Below are 18,212 nucleotides of genomic sequence, written 5' to 3'. Positions count from 1 at the left end.
ATGTGGTGCAGCAGCGTGTATTAGAGCGAGCAGGACACACAGCCCTGAATCTCGGTGCCTTCCAGCGCTTTTTGGCGCACGCGAATGTAGTACAGGGTCTTGATGCCTTTTTTCCAGGCGTAGATCTGCGCTTTGTTGATATCGCGGGTGGTGGCGGTATCGGGGAAAAATAGCGTCAGCGACAGCCCCTGATCGACATGACGGGTCGCCACGGCATAGGTGTCGATGATTTTCTCCGGGCCGATTTCATAGGCATCCTGATAAAAGCGTTGGTTGTCGTTGGTCATGTACGGTGCAGGGTAATAAACTCGCCCCAGTTTGCCTTCCTTGCGAATTTCGATGCGCGAAACAATCGGGAGGATGCTCGCCGTAGCATGATTGATATAGGAAATCGAACCGGTGGGCGGCACCGCCTGCAGGTTTTGATTGTAGAGCCCGTGGCGCATCACCTGCGCTTTCAGTGTCAGCCAGTCTTCCCGTAAGGGAAGCGCAATGCCGGCGGAAGCGAACAGGTCACGCACGCGTCCCGTGGCCGGTTGCCACTCCTGCGACAGATAACGATCAAAAAATGCGCCGCTGGCGTACTGCGAATCAGCGAAACCGGCGAAGGTTTGGTTATGCTCCTGTGCCAGCAGGCTGGAGGTGTGCAAGGCGTGATACGTCACGGCATAAAAATAGAGGTTGGTAAAATCCAGCGCCTCTTCCGAACCGTAAAACAGCCCTTCACGCGCCAGATAGCCGTGCAGGTTCATCTGCCCGAGCCCGATGGCGTGAGACTCAGTATTGCCGTTGGCGATAGACGGCACCGCGCCGATATGGCTCATATCAGACACGGCTGTCAGCGCCCGCACGGCAATTTCCACTGAACGGGCCAGGTTGCCGCCATCCATCACCCGGGCAATATTGAGCGACCCGAGGTTACAGGAAATGTCCTTCCCGACCTGACGATAATTCAAATCTTCCTGATACTCGCTGGCGCGGCTGACCTGCAGAATCTCCGAGCACAGGTTGCTCATGGTGATGCGCCCGGCCACCGGGTTGTGGCGGTTCACGGTATCTTCGAACATCAGGTAGGGATAACCGGATTCAAACTGGATCTCGGCCAGCGTCTGGAAAAACTGACGGGCGTTGATGGCCCACTTGCGAATCCCGGGGTGACTGACCAACTCGTCGTATTTTTCGCTGACGCTGATTTCCGACAGCGGCATGCCATACACCCGCTCAACGTCATAGGGTGAAAACAGGTGCATATCCTGATTGGCGCGGGCCAGCCGCAGTGTAATATCCGGAATGACCACCCCCAGCGACAGGGTTTTGATGCGAATTTTTTCGTCGGCGTTTTCCCGGCGAGTATCAAGAAAGCGCAGGATATCCGGATGATGGGCATGCAGATAAACCGCTCCGGCCCCTTGCCGGGCGCCGAGCTGATTGGCGTAGGAAAAGGCGTCTTCCAGCATTTTCATGATGGGGATGATGCCGGATGACTGGTTTTCGATGCGTTTTATCGGCGCGCCGGTTTCACGGATGTTGGTCAGCATAAAGGCTACGCCGCCGCCGCGTTTGGAGAGCTGCAGCGCGGAATTGACCGCCCGGCCGATGGACTCCATGTTGTCCTCAATACGCAGCAGAAAGCAGGACACCAGCTCGCCGCGCTGCTGTTTGCCGCAATTGAGGAAGGTCGGCGTGGCAGGCTGGAAACGACCGCTCATCATTTCATCCACCAGTTGGCGCGCCAGTTGGACGTCGCCCCGCGCCAGCGTCAGCGCCACCATGCAGACCCGATCGTCATAGCTTTCCAGATACTGGCTGCCGTCGAAGGTTTTCAGCGCATAGCTGGTGTAAAACTTGAAGGCGCCCAAAAAGCTCTGGAACTGGTAGCGATGTTTGGCCGCGCGCTGGAACAGATCGGCGATGAAGTCAGGCTGGTAGCGCGTCAGCACCTGGGGTTCGTAATACCCTTCCTGTTGCAGCCAGCGCAGTTTCTCTTCCAGAGACGGGAAGCGGCGGGTGCGCGGCAGCACGTGATCGCGGAAATAGGCCTGAATCGCCTGTCGATCCTGTTCAAACTGAATACGGCCATCGGCGTCATAAATGTTCAGCATGGCGTTGAGCGCATGGTAATCCAGCTGGCTGGAAGGCGCTTCGGTCAGGAATTCTGCTGTAGCCAAAATTGGGTCACTCCTCTGCGTACGTTGTCTACATCTTCCGGGGTGCCAGACAGCTCAAAGCGGTAAAGGCAGGGAACCTGGCATTTGGCGGCGATAATGTCGCCGGCGATGGCGTAGGCGGCGCCAAAGTTACGGTTCCCGGCGGCGATGACGCCGCGCAGCAACGCACGGCGCGATGATTGGTTCAGAAAGTGGATGACCTGACGGGGCACCGCGCCGTGTGTACTGCCGCCGCCGTAGCTGGGCACCACCAGAATGTAGGGGCTGGCGATATCCGGCATTGGCGCTTCGGCCTGCAGTGGTATCCGCATCGCCGGCAACCCCAGACGACCGACGAACCGATGCGTGTTTTCCGACTGGCTGGAGAAATAGATGATCGGATTCATCATCGTTGTCTCAGGCTGTGACGGCGCGCAGCGAGCGGAGTTTATCCGGGCGGAAACCACACCAGTGCGCCCCGTTGGTCTCCACCACCGGCACCTGACGGTAGCCGAGCGCCAGTACATGTTCCCGCGCCTGCTCATCGCTGGAGATATCGATCTTGCGGTAGGTCACGCCATAGCTATCCAGCGTGCGGCAGGTAGCGTCGCATTGGGGGCAGTCTGCTTTGCTATAAACGCTAATGATCATGATTCGTATTTACCTTTGTCATCGAAAGTGAGAGAGTCAGGGCGCTTTTGGGGGAGCCGGTTTTCAATGCATAGTTCAATACATGGTTCAATGCATACGGGCGAACCGTTGCTGTCCGTCTCGCAATAAATACTAGATATTGTGTTTTAAAATATCAACCACGCAATATATAGAGGTTTTGGCAAAGTGAACCTGGGAAAGGAATTGGTCGGCGAAGGAAACCTGAGGGCGGGCGCCCTCAGGTGAATGGTCAAACGGTCGCGATGTTTCTGCCGTAATAGATCTCCTGCATCTCTCGATACAGCAAATCGGTAATACGTTTGCGCTCTTCCGGGCTCAGTTCTTGCGGACTAACGTTAAACAGGTAGTGCTTCAGGTCGAAATCCTTCAGCAGCATTTTGGTGTGAAAAATGTTTTCCTGGTAAACGTTTACGTCCATCAGGTGATAGAGCGATTTTATGTCGTCAGACATGAAGTTCTGAATCGAATTGATTTTGTGGTCGATGAAATGCTTGACGCCGTTGATGTCGCGGGTAAAACCGCGCACACGGTAATCGATGGTCACGATGTCCGATTCCAGCTGATGAATCAGATAGTTGAGCGCTTTGAGCGGCGAAATGACCCCACAGGTAGATACTTCGATATCCGCACGGAAGGTGCACAGGCCGCCGCCGGGGTGGCTTTCCGGATAGGTGTGTACGCAGATATGGCTCTTGTCGAGATGCGCGACGACGGAGTTCGGTAGCGGGCCGGGATGTTCGGAGGTATCCACGTCGCGTGGGTCCATCGGTTCCTCGCTGACCAGAATAGTGACGCTGGCGCCCTGTGGTTCATAATCCTGGCGGGCAATATTCAAAATGTTGGCGCCAATGATGGAACAGGTTTCACTCAGGATTTCTGTCAGACGGTTCGCATTGTACTGCTCATCAATGTACGCGATATAGCCATCGCGGTCGGCAGGCGTTTTGGCGTAACAGATATCGTAGATACAAAAACTCAGGCTTTTGGTCAGATTGTTAAAGCCATGTAGTTTCAGCTTTTGCAATTTAATTCACCCCCTTATGGATGCCGTGGTCAGCGGGCGGCTGACAGGGCATTCAGTAAATATTGCGGCAGGGCAAAGCTGCCGGTATGAATGGCCGGATTGTAATAACGGCATTCGATTCCCGCGGCGTCGAACCGCTGCTGCAGGCTATTTTGATCGATCGTACGCAATGCCGGGTTGTTGCTGGCCCAGGCAAAGGTCATGATTCCGCCGTAGTAAGTCGGAATGGCGGTCTGATAAAAACTGACGTCGCTGAAATAGCGGCTCAGTTTCTGATGGCTGTTGACCGCTTCATCCTGCTGCAGGAAGCAGACGCCGTTCTGCGCCACGAAGATTCCCCCGTCGTTCAGGCAGCGTGCGCATCCCTGATAAAAGTCCGAGGTAAACAGACTTTCGCCGGGGCCGATAGGATCGGTGCAGTCGGAAATGATGATATCGAACTTTTCCTGACAGGCGTTGACGAAGTTAACACCGTCGTCAATCACCAGACGAAAGCGCGGGTCATCGTAGGCGCCGGCGCTGTGGTTGGGCAGATACTGACGGCAGAACGCCACCACGCCGGCATCGATTTCCACCATCGTGATCTGTTCCAGGTTACGGTGGCGGCAGACTTCGCGCAGCATGCCGCCGTCGCCGCCGCCGATGATCAGCACGCGTTTAGCGTTGCCGTGGGCCAGCAGCGGAACATGGGTCATCATTTCGTGATAGATGAACTCGTCGCGTTCGGTGGTCTGCACTACGCCATCCAGCGCCATAATCCGGCCCAGCGCGGCGTTTTCGAAGATGATCAGATCCTGATGGTCGGTTTTTTCATGATAGAGCACCTGGTCTATCGAAAAGTACTGACCAAAGTTGGCATGCAGGGTCTCATACCAAATTTCTTTCTGGGACATGTTAGGGCTTCCTCCGCGATAACAGCCATGAAAATTGGCGCGCTATGATAGCTAACTCTCATGGTGCTTGCACGGTCAAATTTCACGCAATGCGGAGGATTTTACGCTTTACTGAGTATTCGCGAGTAAACTTAGCGAATTTCGTGCCAGATACTGGCATTTCTTCGGGGTGGGGATGGCGATGCCGCTCAGGTCGCGGTAACTGGCTTCGCCAAGGGCGATCATATCGAACTGATTGTAGTTGCTCAAATCCCAGCGATTTTGCTGGGCAAAGATCACCAGCGCCCGGCGGATTTGCTCGTTGGGGAGATCTTTGTAACCACAGTTGTTTTTCAGATAAACAAAAATGGCGGTCAGATCGGCGAGGTCTTCAGCCTCGAAATCATTCAATGCCTTACTGGCGGAGGAGAAGCCCAACAGCGAAAGCAGGAGCAGCACCAGCGCGGAATGTTTCATAATTCAACCTGTTTCATCTTTCATCAGATGACGTTATCACAGTTACCGGCCCGGATTTCAAGTTTTATTAAGATCAGCGTGATATCCGCAAGAGGCGAAGAACCGCGCCGGGCGGGGCAAACGGAGGGGTGTATGTTCAATGGCGCAATTACCGGCTATTTATCAGCGATTGACACCATGACGCCAGCGTCTGGCTTTGATATTAATAGTGCAGTTTAAATTTATCTCACGATTTCTCATGACTTCAGGTATCTGGCGCATCAGTAGTGTGCTGTTGGCAGGAATACTTCTATTCCCGCTGGTAACCATGGTCGGGATGGCGTTGTCCGCTCCTGGCGACGCGGTGTCGGCGCTATGGCATGCTCTGCCCGTTTATGGCACGAACTCGCTGATGCTGGTGGCGGGCTGCGTGCTGTTCAGCCTGCTGTTTGCGTTGCCGCTGGCCTGGCTGATGTCGCGCTACCGTTTCGCCGGTCAGGTGTGGCTGCATCGCGCGCTGTTGCTGCCGCTGGCGATGCCCGGTTATCTGCTGGCTGCGGTCTATGGCGACGCGCTGGGGTACGAAGGGCCGGTCAAGCAAACGCTGTACGCCCTGTCGTTTGATACGGACGTTGCGCCCCAGACATTCTGGCAACAGGCGCTGATGGTGGCGTGCGCCAGCCTGTGTCTGGCGCTGGTGCTGTTTCCGTATGTCTACCTGCTGGTTCGAACGGCGCTGATGTCGCAACCGGTCAGTCTGCAACAGGCTGCCCGGCTGATGAACCAGACCCGCGCTCAGGTATTCTGGCGTGTCGTTTTTCCCATGGCCCGCCCGGCGATCGCGCTGGGTATGGTGCTGATGGCGTCGGAAGCGCTCGGCGATTACGGTATTTCCGCTTACTTCTCTTTGCAAACGATCACCACGGCCGGTCTGGACCTGTGGCGCGACAAGGCGCAGCACGGTACGGCGGCATTATTGATGTCGTTGCTGTTGCCGCTGGTGTTCCTGATCTGGTTTCAGGCGCGTCGCAGCCGCGCCCGTCAGTTGCGTTACCAGAAAAACTGCGGAATATGCCCGAACAACTTGCCGGTGCTGCACGGGTGGCCGCGTTTTCTGACGATGCTGTTTGGTGGCGCACTGGTGGTGATTGCGTTTGTGGTGCCGGTCGGTCGGATGGTGGGGTGGGCGATAGTGTCCGAAGCGCCAATCTGGAGTTTGCCGTTTTTGCTGGCGTTTACCAGTAGCTTCATGGCGGCCTCCTGCGCGATGTTGCTGGTGATTGGGCTGGCGGTGGTGTGTACGTTTGATTTCCAGGCAATCGGCAATCCCGCTTACCGTAACCCGCTGCGCTGGCTGAATCTCAATCGGTTATTGCCCTCAACGGCGTTGGGTATGGGCCTGCTGGTGCCGTTTCTGGGGCTGGATGCCTGGCGCGCCACGGCCGGCGGTGTGGTGGACGACCCCTGGGCGGGGTCAGTGCTGGTGCTGATTCTGGCTTACTGCATGCGTTTTAGCGGTTTGCTGATTGACCGGTTGCAAGTCCGTATGTCCCGTCTGTCGGGGGCCATGACTCATGTCAGCCAGTCGCTTGGCTATACGCCGGCCCTGCAGGTGCTGTGGGTTTATCTGCCGCAGTTGCGTCACTGCATGATTGTCGGCGTATTGCTGGTGTTTACCGAAAGCCTGCGTGAGCTGAATGCATCGCTGTTGTTGCAGCCGTTTGAAGTGGAAACCATGGCGACCTATGTGTTCCGCTTCATGATGGATGAACGGCTGCCGCTGGTGGCGACCCCCGCGCTGATGCTGGTGGGCGTGGGGATGATCCCGCTGTTTGGGATAACCCGATTGATGAGAATGGAAGGATAGGTAAGTTATGGCGACCCCGGAGATACTAACGATAGCCTCGCTCAGTTGCCGCTATCCGCAACTTTCCGTGCTGGAAAACGTGAGTTTTTCGGTGCATGAAGGCGAAATGGTGTGCCTGCTTGGGGCCAGCGGCGATGGTAAAACTACGCTGCTGAAATCGATAGCGGGTCTGCTGCCGCAGGAACAAGGCAGAATAGTCATCGCCGGTCAGAAGGCGGACTCCCTGGCGCAGGGCGCCGAGTCATCGCCGCGCGTCGTGGGGATGGTGTTTCAGGATGATGTGCTGTTTCCCCATCTGACGGTCATGGAGAACATTACCTTCGGGCTGCGCGGCAGGTCATCGGAAGAGGTCAGCACTCTGGCGATGGATGCGGTAGGGTTGATGCAACTGGAAACCTTTACCCGGTGTTATCCTCATGAACTGTCCAGAGAGCAGAATCAACGGGCGGCGCTGGCCCGTGCGCTGGCGTGCCAGCCTAAACTGTTGCTGCTGGATGAGCCTTTTTCCTCCGTTGACAGCCAAATCCGTTACCGCTTGATCAGCGAGCTGCGCCAGATTCTGCGGCAGCGTCAGATCGCCACGCTGTTTGCGACATCCGATCGGGAAGACGCCTTCGCCTTCGCCGATCACCTGATCCTGATCCATGACGGCGGTATTGTGCAGCAGGGGTTTTCCGCCGATCTCTACTACCGGCCGGTCAATCGTTATGTGGCAAGTTTTATGGGCAACACCAATTACCTGCCGGTGAAGATCAGCGGTGACCGTCAATGGCAGAGTTTTCTCGGCGAGCATCAGGCGACGCGAGCGTTGAAACTGCCGCATGGCGCACGTTATGACTGGCTGGTTCGTCCGCAGGAAATTGCGCTGGCGCTGGATGAGGAAGGCTCGGGCGTAATCGAAGATCGGTTGTTTATGGGAACCAGCAATTTTTACCGCGTCCGGGTCAATGAGCTGGAGCTTCAGGTGCAAAGCGGCAACTGGTTTGAACCGGGGCAGCCGGTCCGGCTCAGTATTCGCACCGATCAACCGGTTCTGTTTCCGCCGGAAACGGCGATCGGTTCGCAGGAGTAGCGGGCGTCAGGCCCGCCTCGTCCGTCGAACGCCGGGAGCGCCTGCTAACGACCTTGTTCAACACAGGCGCTCACCGTTCTGCTTTTTTCTCCGGGCTACCGGCATGGTCATCAATGCTTCGGTACTATCAGTTTCAGTACTATCAATTTCAGTACTATCACACGCGATGCTATTTGGCTGCATTCGGCGCGTGTGGTTCAGGCTGAGGCATGGGGGGAATTTCCCGCACGCTGATGCTGACTTCATAGGTTTTGCCATTGCCTTGCGGCACATTGGCGACTAGCTTGTTGACGGCTTGCACCGGGTCGGTCGCCTGCAGCGACGCCTGGTACAGCGCAGGCATCGGCGGCGGGAATCCGGGCGGTGGTGGAAATGCGCCGGGTTTGCTGAATGCCGGCGGCTCGGCGCCTTCCGGATGAGCGGAGGCCACGGATACGGCGGAAATCAGAGAAATACCGGCGATAAGCGCTGCAGTACGGCAAATTTTCGATAGTGATGTCATGTTACACCTCTCCATAGGTTGGTCATGACATATGAAAAACCTTGTACTGATGCAGCGCAACGCGTTTTACCCTCTTTTATCTGCCGATAACGAAATCCTGACTCTCTTGCGAATACGTTGATATTTTCACCACACTCGGCAAACCTCTCGCAGACCTCAACGCTCCAGCGCGAGAAAGTCGCCCGCCAGAATGTGCCAGGCGCTGGGGTGGGCTTCAAAGCCGATTTTGGGGTAATAATCCACGGCCTGAGGCGCGGCAATCAGAATCAGACGACACTGTGGTTTGAGCTGCTGTACGGTATGCGCGATAAGCTGACGACCGATGCCGCCATGCTGACAAGTTTCATCCACCGCCAGGTCGGACAGGTAGCAGCAAAAGTGATAATCCGTCACGCTGCGCGCCACGCCCACCAGTTCATCGCCGCGCCATGCCGTCACCAGCAGGTCCGTTTCGGTTAGCATGCCCGCAAGGGTATCCCGCTGATCCAGCGGTCGTCTCGGGCCCAGCGAGGTTCGGTTTAGCAGATGGATAAACTGATCGACATTGATGGGATCATTCACTTTATAGGTGATGGCGCTGTCAGCCATTGAAGACGATAAGGATGTCATGCTCTCTCCGCTAGTGGGGTGGGTGAACCCAGGCTTTCTGTTATACTGCGCGCCGTGATGAATTGCGGCACAGCCTGGCTGTGTGTCAGCATCGGAGTATGGCCCCAGAGGCCGATACTGGATACCTTTTTTCTGTGAGTTGTCAGTATGATGAAACATACGGTGGACGTCATGATCTCCGAGCGGGAGGTCAAGGCGCGGGTGGCCGAACTCGGACGCCAAATCAGCGAGCATTACCGCAACAGCGGCAGCGACATGGTGCTGGTGGGACTGCTGCGCGGCTCCTTTGTGTTTATGGCCGATCTGTGCCGCGCCATTGACCTTTCCCACGAGGTGGATTTTATGACCGCCTCCAGTTACGGCGGCGGCATGAACTCGTCGCGCGACGTGAAGATTCTGAAGGATCTGGATGAAGATATCCGCGGCAAAGACGTGCTGATTGTCGAAGATATCATTGACTCCGGCAATACCCTGAGCAAGGTGCGGGAAATTCTGCAACTGCGCGAGCCGAAGTCGCTGGCCATTTGTACGTTGCTGGATAAGCCGTCACGCCGTGAAGTTCAGGTACCGGTAGAATGGGTTGGTTTTTCCATCCCTGATGAGTTTGTGGTGGGGTATGGCATCGATTATGCCCAGCGTTATCGCCATCTGCCGTTTATCGGCAAGGTGATTCCGCAGTAAAGTGTGAAATCGCGCCCATGCCGGCATGGGCGCGATAGGAATGATTACAGCAGCGACGAGACCGCCCGGCGGTAACGCTGCTCCAGCGTCTCGCGGCTGGTGGCGGTGACTTCCAGGTCACGCAGACGACCATCCTGAATCCCGTAGACCCAGCCATGAATCGTCACCTTCTGGCCGCGTTTCCAGGCCGACTGCATGATGGTGGAGTGACCCAGGTTGTACACCTGTTCCACTACGTTGATTTCACACAGTTTGTTAATTCGCTGTTCGGGTGGCAATTCTCCCAGTAATGAGCTGTGCTTATACCACAGGTCACGGATGTGGAGCAGCCAGTTGTTGATCAACCCCAGTTCCGGGTTTTCAACCGCGGCCTGCACGCCGCCGCAGCCATAGTGGCCGCAAATGATGATGTGCTCCACTTCCAGAACCTCAACGGCGTACTGCACTACGGACAGGCAGTTAAGATCGGTATGGATCACCAGGTTAGCCACGTTGCGGTGAACGAACAGTTCGCCCGGTTCGAGGCTGGTCAGGCTTTCTGCGGGAACCCTGCTATCAGAACAACCAATCCACAGAAAGCGGGGACGCTGAGCTAATGCCAGTCGTTCAAAATAATCAGGGTCTTCTTTCACTATCGTTTCAGACCATTGCTGGTTATTGGCGATCAGCGTTTCTATCGTTTTCATGAAAGTAAATGACCTGTAACAACAAAAGGGCGGTGAGGGGTAATATAGAGCAATCACAGGGGTTTTGAAATCGAAAACTGGGTCCGACCAGGACTCGCTCAACTGATAATAAGGCACGCTTTCAGCTATGACATATGCACTGGAATTGATGAATGTGACCAAAACGTACCCGGGGGGCGTTCGCGCGCTGCGCGGTATCGACCTGCGCGTTGAAGCCGGGGATTTCTATGCTCTGCTGGGCCCTAATGGCGCAGGCAAGTCCACCACCATCGGCATCATCAGTTCACTGGTCAACAAGACCGACGGCAGGATTCAGGTGTTCGGCCACGATCTGGACCGGGATATTGTGAACGCCAAGCGGCAACTGGGGCTGGTGCCGCAGGAATTCAACTTCAATCCGTTTGAGACCGTGATGCAAATTGTGGTCAATCAGGCCGGTTACTACGGCGTTCCCCGGCAGGAGGCGTTGCGGCGCGCCGAAAAATACCTCAACCAGCTCGACCTGTGGGGCAAGCGCAACGAGCGCGCCCGCATGTTGTCCGGCGGGATGAAGCGCCGGCTGATGATTGCCCGGGCGTTGATGCATGAACCCAAGCTGCTGATTCTTGACGAGCCGACCGCCGGGGTGGACATCGAATTGCGTCGCTCAATGTGGGGGTTCCTCAAAGAACTCAACGGGCAGGGCACCACCATCATCCTGACCACCCATTATCTGGAAGAAGCGGAAATGCTGTGCCGCAATATCGGCATCATCCAGTCCGGGCAACTGGTGGAAAACACCTCGATGAAGGCGCTGCTGGCCAAGCTGCAATCGGAAACCTTCTTTTTCGACTTGGCGGCGAAGAGCGCCCTTCCCAGGCTGGAAGGCTATCAGCACCGACTGGTGGATACCTCTACGCTGGAAGTGGAAGTGAGACGCGAGCAAGGGCTGAACGGCATTTTCAGCCAGCTCAGCGCGCAAGGCATTCAGGTTCTCAGTATGCGCAACAAGGCCAATCGCCTGGAAGAACTGTTTGTCGCGCTGCTCAATAACAACGGAGATAAAGCATGATGGGGTTATATTGGGTAGCGTTGCAGAGCATCTGGAGCAAGGAAATCAACCGCTTCGCCCGGATCTGGATCCAAACGCTGGTGCCGCCAGTGATTACGATGTCGTTGTACTTCATCATTTTCGGCAATCTGATCGGTACCCGCATCGGCGAGATGAACGGCTTTAGTTACATGCAGTTCATCGTGCCGGGGCTGATCATGATGTCGGTGATTACCAACGCCTATGCCAACGTCGCGTCGTCATTTTTCAGCGCCAAATTTCAGCGCAATATCGAAGAGCTGCTGGTGGCGCCGGTGCCGACCCACATCATCATCGCCGGTTATGTCGGCGGCGGCATGGCGCGCGGCATCTGCGTCGGCGTGCTGGTCACGGCGGTGTCGCTGTTCTTTGTGCCGCTGCACGTCCATGCCTGGTGGATGGTGGTGGTGACACTGTTGCTGACGTCGATGCTGTTTTCGCTGGCGGGGCTGATTAACGCCGTATTCGCCAAAACCTTCGACGACATCAGCCTGATTCCTACCTTCGTGCTGACGCCGCTGACTTATCTGGGCGGCGTGTTCTATTCGCTGTCGTTGCTCTCGCCGTTCTGGCAGGCGGTGTCCAAACTGAACCCGGTCGTTTATATGATCAGCGGTTTCCGCTTCGGATTCCTGGGTATTCATGATGTGCCGCTGCCACTGACGCTGGCGGTGCTGCTGGCGTTTATCGTGGTGTTCTACGGGCTGAGCTGGTGGTTGATTGAGCGTGGGCGCGGCTTGCGCAGTTAATCAGGCGTTTTTGTCGGATGTGAAGCGGGATGGCGTGTGCCGTCCCGCTTTTTTATCGGCGCAATAATTCAGGCGATCTGCACCGGAATGGCTTTGGCGGTGCGCTGCAACGTATTGTTGTCGCCAAAATAGGCGACCTTCGGGCGGTGCTCGCGCGCCTGCTCATCCGGCATCTGCACATAGGAGCAGATAATCAGCTTGTCGCCGACGCAGGCGCAGCGTGCGGCCGCGCCGTTGACGGAAATGATGCGGGAGCCGCGTTCAGCGGCGATCGCGTAGGTGGAAAAACGATGGCCGTTGTCCACGTTGTAGATGTCGATCGCTTCGTATTCAAGAATACCGGCGGCGTCCATAAAATCCTGATCGATGGCGCAGGACCCTTCATAATGTAAATCTGCCTGGGTTACCTTCACCCGGTGCAGCTTACCTTGCAGCATGGTTCGAATCATCGGTCTGTCACTCTGGTTGGAAAAATCAGGTGGTCAAATCCACCTGCTGGTTGTCAATCAGGCGCGCCTTGCCCAGCCAGGCCGCCATCAGCACCACGGCACAGGTGCTGTCGATGGTCAGCGGCTGCAGCGTTGCGGCGTCGCGGATAAATAGCTCGTCGGGCGTGAATCCGGCTTCGCGCAGCGCCTCTGATGCGTTGGCGAGCATATCATCAATTTGCCGGTCGCCGTTGGATAATTGCTCTACCACCTCGTTCATGATGCGGCGAAGCTGTGGTGCCTGCTGACGCTCTTCGGCGGTGAGGTAACCGTTGCGAGAACTAAGCGCCAGGCCGTCTTTGGCGCGCACGATAGGTACGCCGACGATGCTGATGTCGTAGTCCATGTCGGCCACCATCTGACGGATCAGCGCCAGTTGCTGGTAATCTTTTTCGCCAAAGCAGGCTACATCCGGCTGCACCAGATTGAACAGCTTGCTGACGACGGTGGAGACGCCGCGAAAATGCCCCGGACGGCTGGCACCTTCCAGCATCTGCGACAGCCCCGGGACTTCCACGAACGTCTGCTGTTGCAGGCCGTTAGGGTAGAGAGTGTCGGGGGCGGGCGCGAACACCAGGTCAACGCCGCGCCGCGTCAGCTTCTCGCAGTCTTCCTGCAGGGTGCGCGGGTAGCGGGCCAGATCGTCCGCCCGCTCAAACTGCAATGGGTTGACAAAAATACTGACCACCACGATGTCGGCCCGAGCCCGGGCCTCGTCCACCAGCGTCAGGTGGCCGTCATGCAGGTTGCCCATGGTGGGCACCAATGCGATGCGTTTTCCTTCCTGACGCCAGCGGCGGAGTTCGCGGCGCAGCAGCACCGGCGTTTCAATAATCAACACACGCTTGCTCCTGTGTTAAACAAAACTGTATTGCTCGTCGGGAAAGGTTCCCTGTTCGACTTCCTGCACATACAGGCGAACGGCGGCGCGGATATCCGCTGCTTCCGCCATGAAATTGCGGGCGAACTTCGGCGTATGGCCGCCGGTCACGCCCAGCGCGTCGTGCATCACCAGAATCTGGCCGTCGGTGACATTGCCGGCGCCGATGCCGATGACCGGGATACTGAGTGCGTCGGTCACTCGCTGGGCCAGCGATACCGGCACGCATTCCAGCACCAGTAACTGAGCGCCAGCCTGTTCCAGCGACAGCGCGTCTTCCAGCAGCTGGCTGGCGGCGGCTTCGTCACGCCCCTGGACTTTATAGCCGCCAAAGATATTGACCGACTGCGGGGTCAGCCCCAGATGTCCACACACCGGGACGGCGCGTTCGGTCAGCATGCGCACGGTCGGCACGAGCCAACTACCACCTTCGATCTTGACCATATTGGCGCCGGCGCGCATCAACGCCGCGGCTTGCTGGCAGGCTTGTTCCGGCGTGGCGGCGCCCATGAAGGGGAGATCGGATAACAGCAGGCAATGCGGTGCGCCGCGCCGTACGCAGCGGGTGTGATAAACCATATCGTCAATGGTAACGGGCAGGGTCGAATCGTGGCCCTGCACGGGCATACCGAGAGAGTCCCCCACCAGCATTACGCGGATACCCTGTTCATAAAACAACTGGGCGAAGCTGGCGTCGTAAGCGGTCAGTGTGGCGAACTTTTTCTGTTCCTGTTTCCACTGGCGCAGATGAGAAATCGTCGTCGCTTTCATGGCAACCTTCCTGAGTCAACTCAAGGGCATTTCAAAGGTGAGTCATTCTAATGGAAGGCAGGCATCAGGAACAGCGATCTATTTCTATTTGTAAAACAAGAGATTGGTACCTATCCGGCGCCAACCACGCGTCGCGGTCGGCAGGAGAATGGGGGGATGGTTATTGGTCGGCCCACAGGGTCAGGCCGTTGCGGGGCACCTGCTGTAACCGCGTCGCCAGCGCTTCTCCATCGGGAAACACCAGTTCCGGCGCCAGTTCAGCCAGCGGGTAGAGCATGAACTCACGGTTTTTCATGTCATAGTGCGGCACCGTGAGTCGTTCGGTATGCAGCGTCAGGGAGCCAAACAGCAGAATATCAAGGTCGAGAGTACGCGGTCCCCAGCGGTGATCCTTACGTACTCGTCCTTGTTCCTGCTCAATGCGCTGGGTATGGTCCAGCAGCGTTTCCGGCGGCAACGCGGTCTGTAACTCGGCGACCGCATTGAGATAATCAGGCTGATCCTGCGGCCCGAGCGGGCGGCTGCGATAAAATGACGAACAGCGCGCCAGCCGGGTGTGCGGAATGGCGTCCAGCGCGGTTAGCGCCGCGCGCACCTGTTGCAATGGTTCGGACAGGTTGCTGCCCAGCGCCAGATAAACCCGGATCACCGGGCGTTGTCCCGGCGGGCAGGGCGCTTGCGCGGGCGACGTGAGCGGCGATGCGGCGTCGGGCCGTCATCCAGCGTGTTCAGCATCACCTGCTGGCGCGGCGGCGCGGCGACCTGAAACTCGCCCCACCACTGCGCCAGGCGTTGTAGCTCATGATGGTTTTCGATTTCCGCGCGCAGGCAGAGCAGGTCATACGCGGCGCGGAATTTCGGGTGTTCCATCAGCTTGAAGGCGCGTTTGCCCTGACGGCGCGACAGACGCAACTGCAATTGCCAGATATCGCGGACAAGCGAGGTAATGCGTTTGGGGATCGCCAGCGAGCGGCACTGTTCGTCCAGTACGTCGTTCATGGCTAAGGCGAACGCCTCGAAGTAGGCCAGCCCGCTCTCCTGCGTCAGTTTCTGGGCGTGCTCCACCAGCGGGTACCACAGCATGGCGGAAAACAGAAACGCCGGGTTGACGCGCATGTCGTTCTGGATGCGTTGATCGGTGTTTTTCAGCACCTGCACGATCATCCGCTCCATCGTACTTTCGCCGTTAGCGGTGAAATAACGGCTGATCAGCGGAAACAGCGGCTGAAACAGCTGGTATTCGCACAGCAACTGATAGGTCGGATAGCCGTAGCCCGCCTGCAACAGTTTCAGGGATTCTTCAAACAGCCGCGCCGGCGGAATATCGTGCAGCAGCGAGGCCAGACGGGGAATCGGCTCGGCGGTTTCCGGGCTGATGCGCATACTGAGTTTGGCGGCGAATCGCACGGCGCGCAGCATGCGCACCGGGTCTTCGCGGTAGCGGGTTTCCGGTTCGCCAATCAGGCGAATCAACCCCTGACGCAGGTCGTTCAGGCCGTTGGTGTAGTCACGAACGGTGAAGTCGGCGATGCTGTAATAGAGGCTATTGATGGAGAAGTCGCGCCGCTGGGCGTCTTCCTCGATGGTGCCGAAAATGTTGTCGCGCAGCAGCATACCGTTGTGGCCTTGCTGGGCGGCGTTTTTCGTTTCCTGTTCCTGATGCTGTTCGTGGTGGCCGCGGAATGTCGCGACTTCAATGACTTCGGGGCCGAACATCACATGCGCCAGACGGAAACGGCGGCCCACCAGCCGGCAGTTGCGGAACAACTTGCGGACCTGTTCCGGGGTGGCGTTGGTGGTGATATCGAAGTCTTTGGGTTTTTTGCCCAACAGCAGATCGCGGACGCCGCCGCCCACCAGATAAGCCTCATAGCCCGCTTTGCTCAGGCGATACAGTACTTTCAGCGCATTCTCACTAATGTCGCTACGTGAAATGGCGTGCTGGTCACGGGGAACGACCGTCATCGCCTGCGGCGGATTGTCCGCCCTGGCGGGCTCATTCTCACGATTCAGTACCTTGCGGCAAAAATTAGCTACCCGGGTAAAGATAATACACCTCGATAATCATTGGAAAATTAACGGCACAACAAAAAATAGCGGCTAATCATAGCTCACCCTCAGCCCTTTGAGAATGCTGATGTTATTTCCGGCGATGTAAGAGCGGCTTCGACAGGGACCGTAGCCAGCGACCAGTGCGCGACGGCCCACGCGAGCAACGCGTCCCGATCGAGGTCCCGCCAGTGCGCAGGCAATGGCTGGCGCAAAAAGGCCAGCGCCTGTGCCAGCACGGCCCGAGGATCGCCATCCGGCAGCGCCGGAGCATGGTTCTGCTTGGAGAGCTTATTGCCGTCGCAATTGAGCGCCAGCGGCAGATGTACGTAGGCCGGAGCCGGATAATCCAGCTGGTGGTACAGCGATAACTGGCGCACCGTCGGTTCGATCAGGTCCGCGCCGCGTACGATTTCGGTGACGCCCTGATCGTGGTCGTCGACCACGACGGCCAGATTGTAGGCAAACAGGCCATCGCGGCGATGGATAATAAAGTCTTCTCGCGCCAGCATCGGGTCGGCATCAATCTGCCCGCGCAAGCGATCGTGAAAGCTGAGAACCGGCTGGCTCTGGCGCAGGCGCAACGCCGCCTGATTGGACGGCAGGCCGCGATCGCGGCAGTGACCGTCATAGTGGCCGCCAATCTGCTGGATGCGTTGCCGGGTACAGGTACAGTAGTAGCATTTCCCCTGACGCTGCAGGTCGGCCAGCACCGCGCGGTAAAGATCGTGGCGGCGGGACTGGTACACCACGTCGCCGTCCCAGAGCAGGCCATACTGTTCCAGTTGGCGGAGAATGCGTGCGGCGGCGCCGGGCACTTCGCGCGGCGGATCGATATCCTCGATACGCACCAGCCAGCGTCCGCGGCCGGCGCGGGCCTGCAGATAGCTGCCCAGTGCGGCAATCAGGGAACCAAAGTGGAGATCGCCAGACGGAGAGGGCGCAAAACGTCCGACGTAAGGGCGTGATTCAGGCATACGGCGACATCATGCCGGTTGAAGGTGATGCTGACTGGTCATAACAAGCGAAAACCCGGCGGTAGGGCGTTTGCTCTCCCGCCGGGCTGATATCATCCGGCCATCTGCTTTTCGCGGATTTCGGCCAGCGTTTTGCAGTCAATGCACAAATCGGCGGTGGGGCGGGCTTCCAGACGACGGATACCGATTTCCACGCCGCAGGACTCGCAATAGCCAAAGTCCTCGTCTTCGATTTTCTGCAGTGTTTTGGCAATCTTCTTGATCAGCTTACGCTCGCGATCGCGGTTGCGCAGTTCAAGGCTGAATTCTTCTTCCTGCGCGGCACGGTCTACCGGGTCCGGGAAGTTAGCGGCTTCATCCTGCATGTGCGATACGGTTCGATCGACTTCGTCCCTGAGTTGATTGCGCCATGCTTCAAGAATACGCCTGAAATGAGCCAGCTGAGCGTCGTTCATGTATTCTTCGCCCGGCTTCTCCTGGTACGGCTCCACTCCGGCAATCGCGAGAATGCTCAGAGAGGATGTCTTACGGTTTTGCCCTTCTTGCATGTTGCTTCTCCTACATAAACACGACACGCAGTATCGACTCCCCCAGGGGGGAAAAACAGGCCGCTATAAATAACAGATGGAGGTTAGGTTGGC

The 18,212-nt window shown here is 57.3% G+C and carries 21 protein-coding genes; 5 read left to right on the top strand and 16 right to left on the bottom strand.

The annotated features are described in order from the left end of the window. Positions 1-20: 20 nt before the first annotated feature. The 6 genes from nrdE to CPA59_RS17055 form a co-directional block, all read right to left on the bottom strand. The gene (gene nrdE / locus CPA59_RS17080; protein ID WP_107760182.1) at positions 21-2,168 is read right to left on the bottom strand and encodes a class 1b ribonucleoside-diphosphate reductase subunit alpha; all 2,148 of its coding nucleotides are present in this window, start codon (positions 2,166-2,168) and stop codon (positions 21-23) included. Continuing rightward, positions 2,147-2,554, bottom strand: a complete 408-nt coding sequence (gene nrdI / locus CPA59_RS17075; RefSeq protein WP_049853598.1) for a class Ib ribonucleoside-diphosphate reductase assembly flavoprotein NrdI — start codon at positions 2,552-2,554, stop codon at positions 2,147-2,149. The genes nrdE and nrdI overlap by 22 nt, the downstream gene beginning before the upstream one ends. A 10-nt stretch (positions 2,555-2,564) precedes the next feature. Then, the gene (gene nrdH, locus CPA59_RS17070) at positions 2,565-2,798 is read right to left on the bottom strand and encodes a glutaredoxin-like protein NrdH (protein ID WP_038919929.1); all 234 of its coding nucleotides are present in this window, start codon (positions 2,796-2,798) and stop codon (positions 2,565-2,567) included. A 250-nt stretch (positions 2,799-3,048) separates the two neighbouring features. Beyond that, complete coding sequence (gene speD, locus CPA59_RS17065) at positions 3,049-3,843, bottom strand: adenosylmethionine decarboxylase (RefSeq protein ID WP_038919928.1); 795 nt, start codon at positions 3,841-3,843, stop codon at positions 3,049-3,051. Positions 3,844-3,872: 29 nt separating this feature from the next. Beyond that, positions 3,873-4,736 (bottom strand): polyamine aminopropyltransferase, encoded by an 864-nt coding sequence (gene speE / locus CPA59_RS17060; protein WP_038919927.1) that lies wholly within the window; start codon positions 4,734-4,736, stop codon positions 3,873-3,875. 108 nt (positions 4,737-4,844) lie between these two features. Beyond that, positions 4,845-5,192, bottom strand: coding sequence for a YacC family pilotin-like protein (locus CPA59_RS17055; protein ID WP_013319060.1), 348 nt, complete (start codon positions 5,190-5,192; stop codon positions 4,845-4,847). A gap of 238 nt (positions 5,193-5,430) precedes the next feature. Between CPA59_RS17055 and CPA59_RS17050 the strand changes: the two genes are divergently transcribed. Together CPA59_RS17050 and CPA59_RS17045 are read left to right on the top strand one after the other, a co-directional pair. Continuing rightward, a complete protein-coding gene (locus CPA59_RS17050) occupies positions 5,431-7,038 on the top strand; it encodes an iron ABC transporter permease (protein ID WP_038921085.1) in 1,608 nt (535 codons plus the stop codon). 7 nt (positions 7,039-7,045) lie between these two features. After that, the gene (locus CPA59_RS17045; RefSeq protein WP_038919926.1) at positions 7,046-8,110 is read left to right on the top strand and encodes an ABC transporter ATP-binding protein; all 1,065 of its coding nucleotides are present in this window, start codon (positions 7,046-7,048) and stop codon (positions 8,108-8,110) included. Positions 8,111-8,279: 169 nt separating this feature from the next. Here the strand turns inward: CPA59_RS17045 and CPA59_RS17040 are convergent, their stop codons facing one another. Next, positions 8,280-8,612, bottom strand: a complete 333-nt coding sequence (locus tag CPA59_RS17040; protein WP_038919925.1) for a hypothetical protein — start codon at positions 8,610-8,612, stop codon at positions 8,280-8,282. Positions 8,613-8,768: 156 nt separating this feature from the next. Continuing rightward, positions 8,769-9,221, bottom strand: a complete 453-nt coding sequence (locus CPA59_RS17035; RefSeq protein WP_038919923.1) for a GNAT family N-acetyltransferase — start codon at positions 9,219-9,221, stop codon at positions 8,769-8,771. A 150-nt stretch (positions 9,222-9,371) separates the two neighbouring features. Between CPA59_RS17035 and hpt the strand changes: the two genes are divergently transcribed. Beyond that, positions 9,372-9,902, top strand: a complete 531-nt coding sequence (gene hpt / locus CPA59_RS17030) for a hypoxanthine phosphoribosyltransferase (RefSeq protein ID WP_038669363.1) — start codon at positions 9,372-9,374, stop codon at positions 9,900-9,902. Between the two features lie 44 nt (positions 9,903-9,946). Here hpt and can read toward each other — a convergent pair whose 3' ends face one another. Then, the gene (can, locus tag CPA59_RS17025) at positions 9,947-10,588 is read right to left on the bottom strand and encodes a carbonate dehydratase (RefSeq protein WP_038919922.1); all 642 of its coding nucleotides are present in this window, start codon (positions 10,586-10,588) and stop codon (positions 9,947-9,949) included. A gap of 127 nt (positions 10,589-10,715) precedes the next feature. On the opposite strand from can, the gene CPA59_RS17020 reads away from it, so the two are divergent. Together CPA59_RS17020 and CPA59_RS17015 are read left to right on the top strand one after the other, a co-directional pair. Further along, positions 10,716-11,639: an ABC transporter ATP-binding protein gene (locus tag CPA59_RS17020; protein ID WP_038919921.1), complete on the top strand. Its 924-nt coding sequence runs from the start codon at positions 10,716-10,718 to the stop codon at positions 11,637-11,639. Further along, positions 11,636-12,406, top strand: coding sequence for an ABC transporter permease (locus CPA59_RS17015; protein WP_038919919.1), 771 nt, complete (start codon positions 11,636-11,638; stop codon positions 12,404-12,406). The genes CPA59_RS17020 and CPA59_RS17015 overlap by 4 nt, the downstream gene beginning before the upstream one ends. 68 nt (positions 12,407-12,474) lie before the next feature. Here the strand turns inward: CPA59_RS17015 and panD are convergent, their stop codons facing one another. The 7 genes from panD to dksA form a co-directional block, all read right to left on the bottom strand. Beyond that, positions 12,475-12,855: an aspartate 1-decarboxylase gene (gene panD, locus CPA59_RS17010; RefSeq protein WP_033569519.1), complete on the bottom strand. Its 381-nt coding sequence runs from the start codon at positions 12,853-12,855 to the stop codon at positions 12,475-12,477. A 25-nt stretch (positions 12,856-12,880) separates the two neighbouring features. Next, positions 12,881-13,735 (bottom strand): pantoate--beta-alanine ligase, encoded by an 855-nt coding sequence (gene panC, locus CPA59_RS17005; RefSeq protein ID WP_038919918.1) that lies wholly within the window; start codon positions 13,733-13,735, stop codon positions 12,881-12,883. Positions 13,736-13,750: 15 nt separating this feature from the next. Further along, positions 13,751-14,545 (bottom strand): 3-methyl-2-oxobutanoate hydroxymethyltransferase, encoded by a 795-nt coding sequence (gene panB / locus CPA59_RS17000; RefSeq protein WP_107760180.1) that lies wholly within the window; start codon positions 14,543-14,545, stop codon positions 13,751-13,753. A 160-nt stretch (positions 14,546-14,705) separates the two neighbouring features. Then, on the bottom strand, positions 14,706-15,194 hold the full coding sequence (folK, locus tag CPA59_RS16995; RefSeq protein WP_038666614.1) for a 2-amino-4-hydroxy-6-hydroxymethyldihydropteridine diphosphokinase: 489 nt from the start codon (positions 15,192-15,194) through the stop codon (positions 14,706-14,708). Beyond that, on the bottom strand, positions 15,191-16,594 hold the full coding sequence (pcnB, locus tag CPA59_RS16990; RefSeq protein ID WP_072093487.1) for a polynucleotide adenylyltransferase PcnB: 1,404 nt from the start codon (positions 16,592-16,594) through the stop codon (positions 15,191-15,193). Before pcnB ends, folK begins: the two co-directional genes overlap by 4 nt. Positions 16,595-16,662: 68 nt before the next feature. After that, positions 16,663-17,571 carry a tRNA glutamyl-Q(34) synthetase GluQRS gene (gene gluQRS, locus CPA59_RS16985; RefSeq protein WP_107760178.1) on the bottom strand — a complete coding sequence of 303 codons (909 nt, stop codon included), beginning with the start codon at positions 17,569-17,571 and terminating at the stop codon, positions 16,663-16,665. Between the two features lie 92 nt (positions 17,572-17,663). Further along, positions 17,664-18,119: an RNA polymerase-binding protein DksA gene (gene dksA, locus CPA59_RS16980; RefSeq protein WP_012768782.1), complete on the bottom strand. Its 456-nt coding sequence runs from the start codon at positions 18,117-18,119 to the stop codon at positions 17,664-17,666. Between the last annotated feature and the right edge of the window lie 93 nt (positions 18,120-18,212).

It is taken from the genome of Dickeya sp. Secpp 1600, from assembly GCF_003049805.1.
GTDB classification, from domain to species: Bacteria; Pseudomonadota; Gammaproteobacteria; order Enterobacterales; family Enterobacteriaceae; genus Dickeya; species Dickeya fangzhongdai.
The sequence above is the reverse complement of the archived record's forward strand: the minus strand, read 5'-3'. Positions and strand labels throughout refer to the sequence as shown.

Excerpts from the sequence above, each read along its gene's own strand:
- nrdI (WP_049853598.1), bottom strand. The coding sequence starts at position 2,554 with ATGAATCCGATCATCTATTTCTCCAGCCAGTCGGAAAACACGCATCGG.
- nrdH (WP_038919929.1), bottom strand. The coding sequence starts at position 2,798 with ATGATCATTAGCGTTTATAGCAAAGCAGACTGCCCCCAATGCGACGCT.
- speE (WP_038919927.1), bottom strand. The coding sequence starts at position 4,736 with ATGTCCCAGAAAGAAATTTGGTATGAGACCCTGCATGCCAACTTTGGT.
- CPA59_RS17055 (WP_013319060.1), bottom strand. The coding sequence starts at position 5,192 with ATGAAACATTCCGCGCTGGTGCTGCTCCTGCTTTCGCTGTTGGGCTTC.
- CPA59_RS17050 (WP_038921085.1), top strand. The coding sequence starts at position 5,431 with ATGACTTCAGGTATCTGGCGCATCAGTAGTGTGCTGTTGGCAGGAATA.
- CPA59_RS17045 (WP_038919926.1), top strand. The coding sequence starts at position 7,046 with ATGGCGACCCCGGAGATACTAACGATAGCCTCGCTCAGTTGCCGCTAT.
- CPA59_RS17040 (WP_038919925.1), bottom strand. The coding sequence starts at position 8,612 with ATGACATCACTATCGAAAATTTGCCGTACTGCAGCGCTTATCGCCGGT.
- CPA59_RS17035 (WP_038919923.1), bottom strand. The coding sequence starts at position 9,221 with ATGACATCCTTATCGTCTTCAATGGCTGACAGCGCCATCACCTATAAA.
- hpt (WP_038669363.1), top strand. The coding sequence starts at position 9,372 with ATGAAACATACGGTGGACGTCATGATCTCCGAGCGGGAGGTCAAGGCG.
- can (WP_038919922.1), bottom strand. The coding sequence starts at position 10,588 with ATGAAAACGATAGAAACGCTGATCGCCAATAACCAGCAATGGTCTGAA.
- CPA59_RS17020 (WP_038919921.1), top strand. The coding sequence starts at position 10,716 with ATGACATATGCACTGGAATTGATGAATGTGACCAAAACGTACCCGGGG.
- CPA59_RS17015 (WP_038919919.1), top strand. The coding sequence starts at position 11,636 with ATGATGGGGTTATATTGGGTAGCGTTGCAGAGCATCTGGAGCAAGGAA.
- panD (WP_033569519.1), bottom strand. The coding sequence starts at position 12,855 with ATGATTCGAACCATGCTGCAAGGTAAGCTGCACCGGGTGAAGGTAACC.
- panB (WP_107760180.1), bottom strand. The coding sequence starts at position 14,545 with ATGAAAGCGACGACGATTTCTCATCTGCGCCAGTGGAAACAGGAACAG.
- gluQRS (WP_107760178.1), bottom strand. The coding sequence starts at position 17,571 with ATGCCTGAATCACGCCCTTACGTCGGACGTTTTGCGCCCTCTCCGTCT.
- dksA (WP_012768782.1), bottom strand. The coding sequence starts at position 18,119 with ATGCAAGAAGGGCAAAACCGTAAGACATCCTCTCTGAGCATTCTCGCG.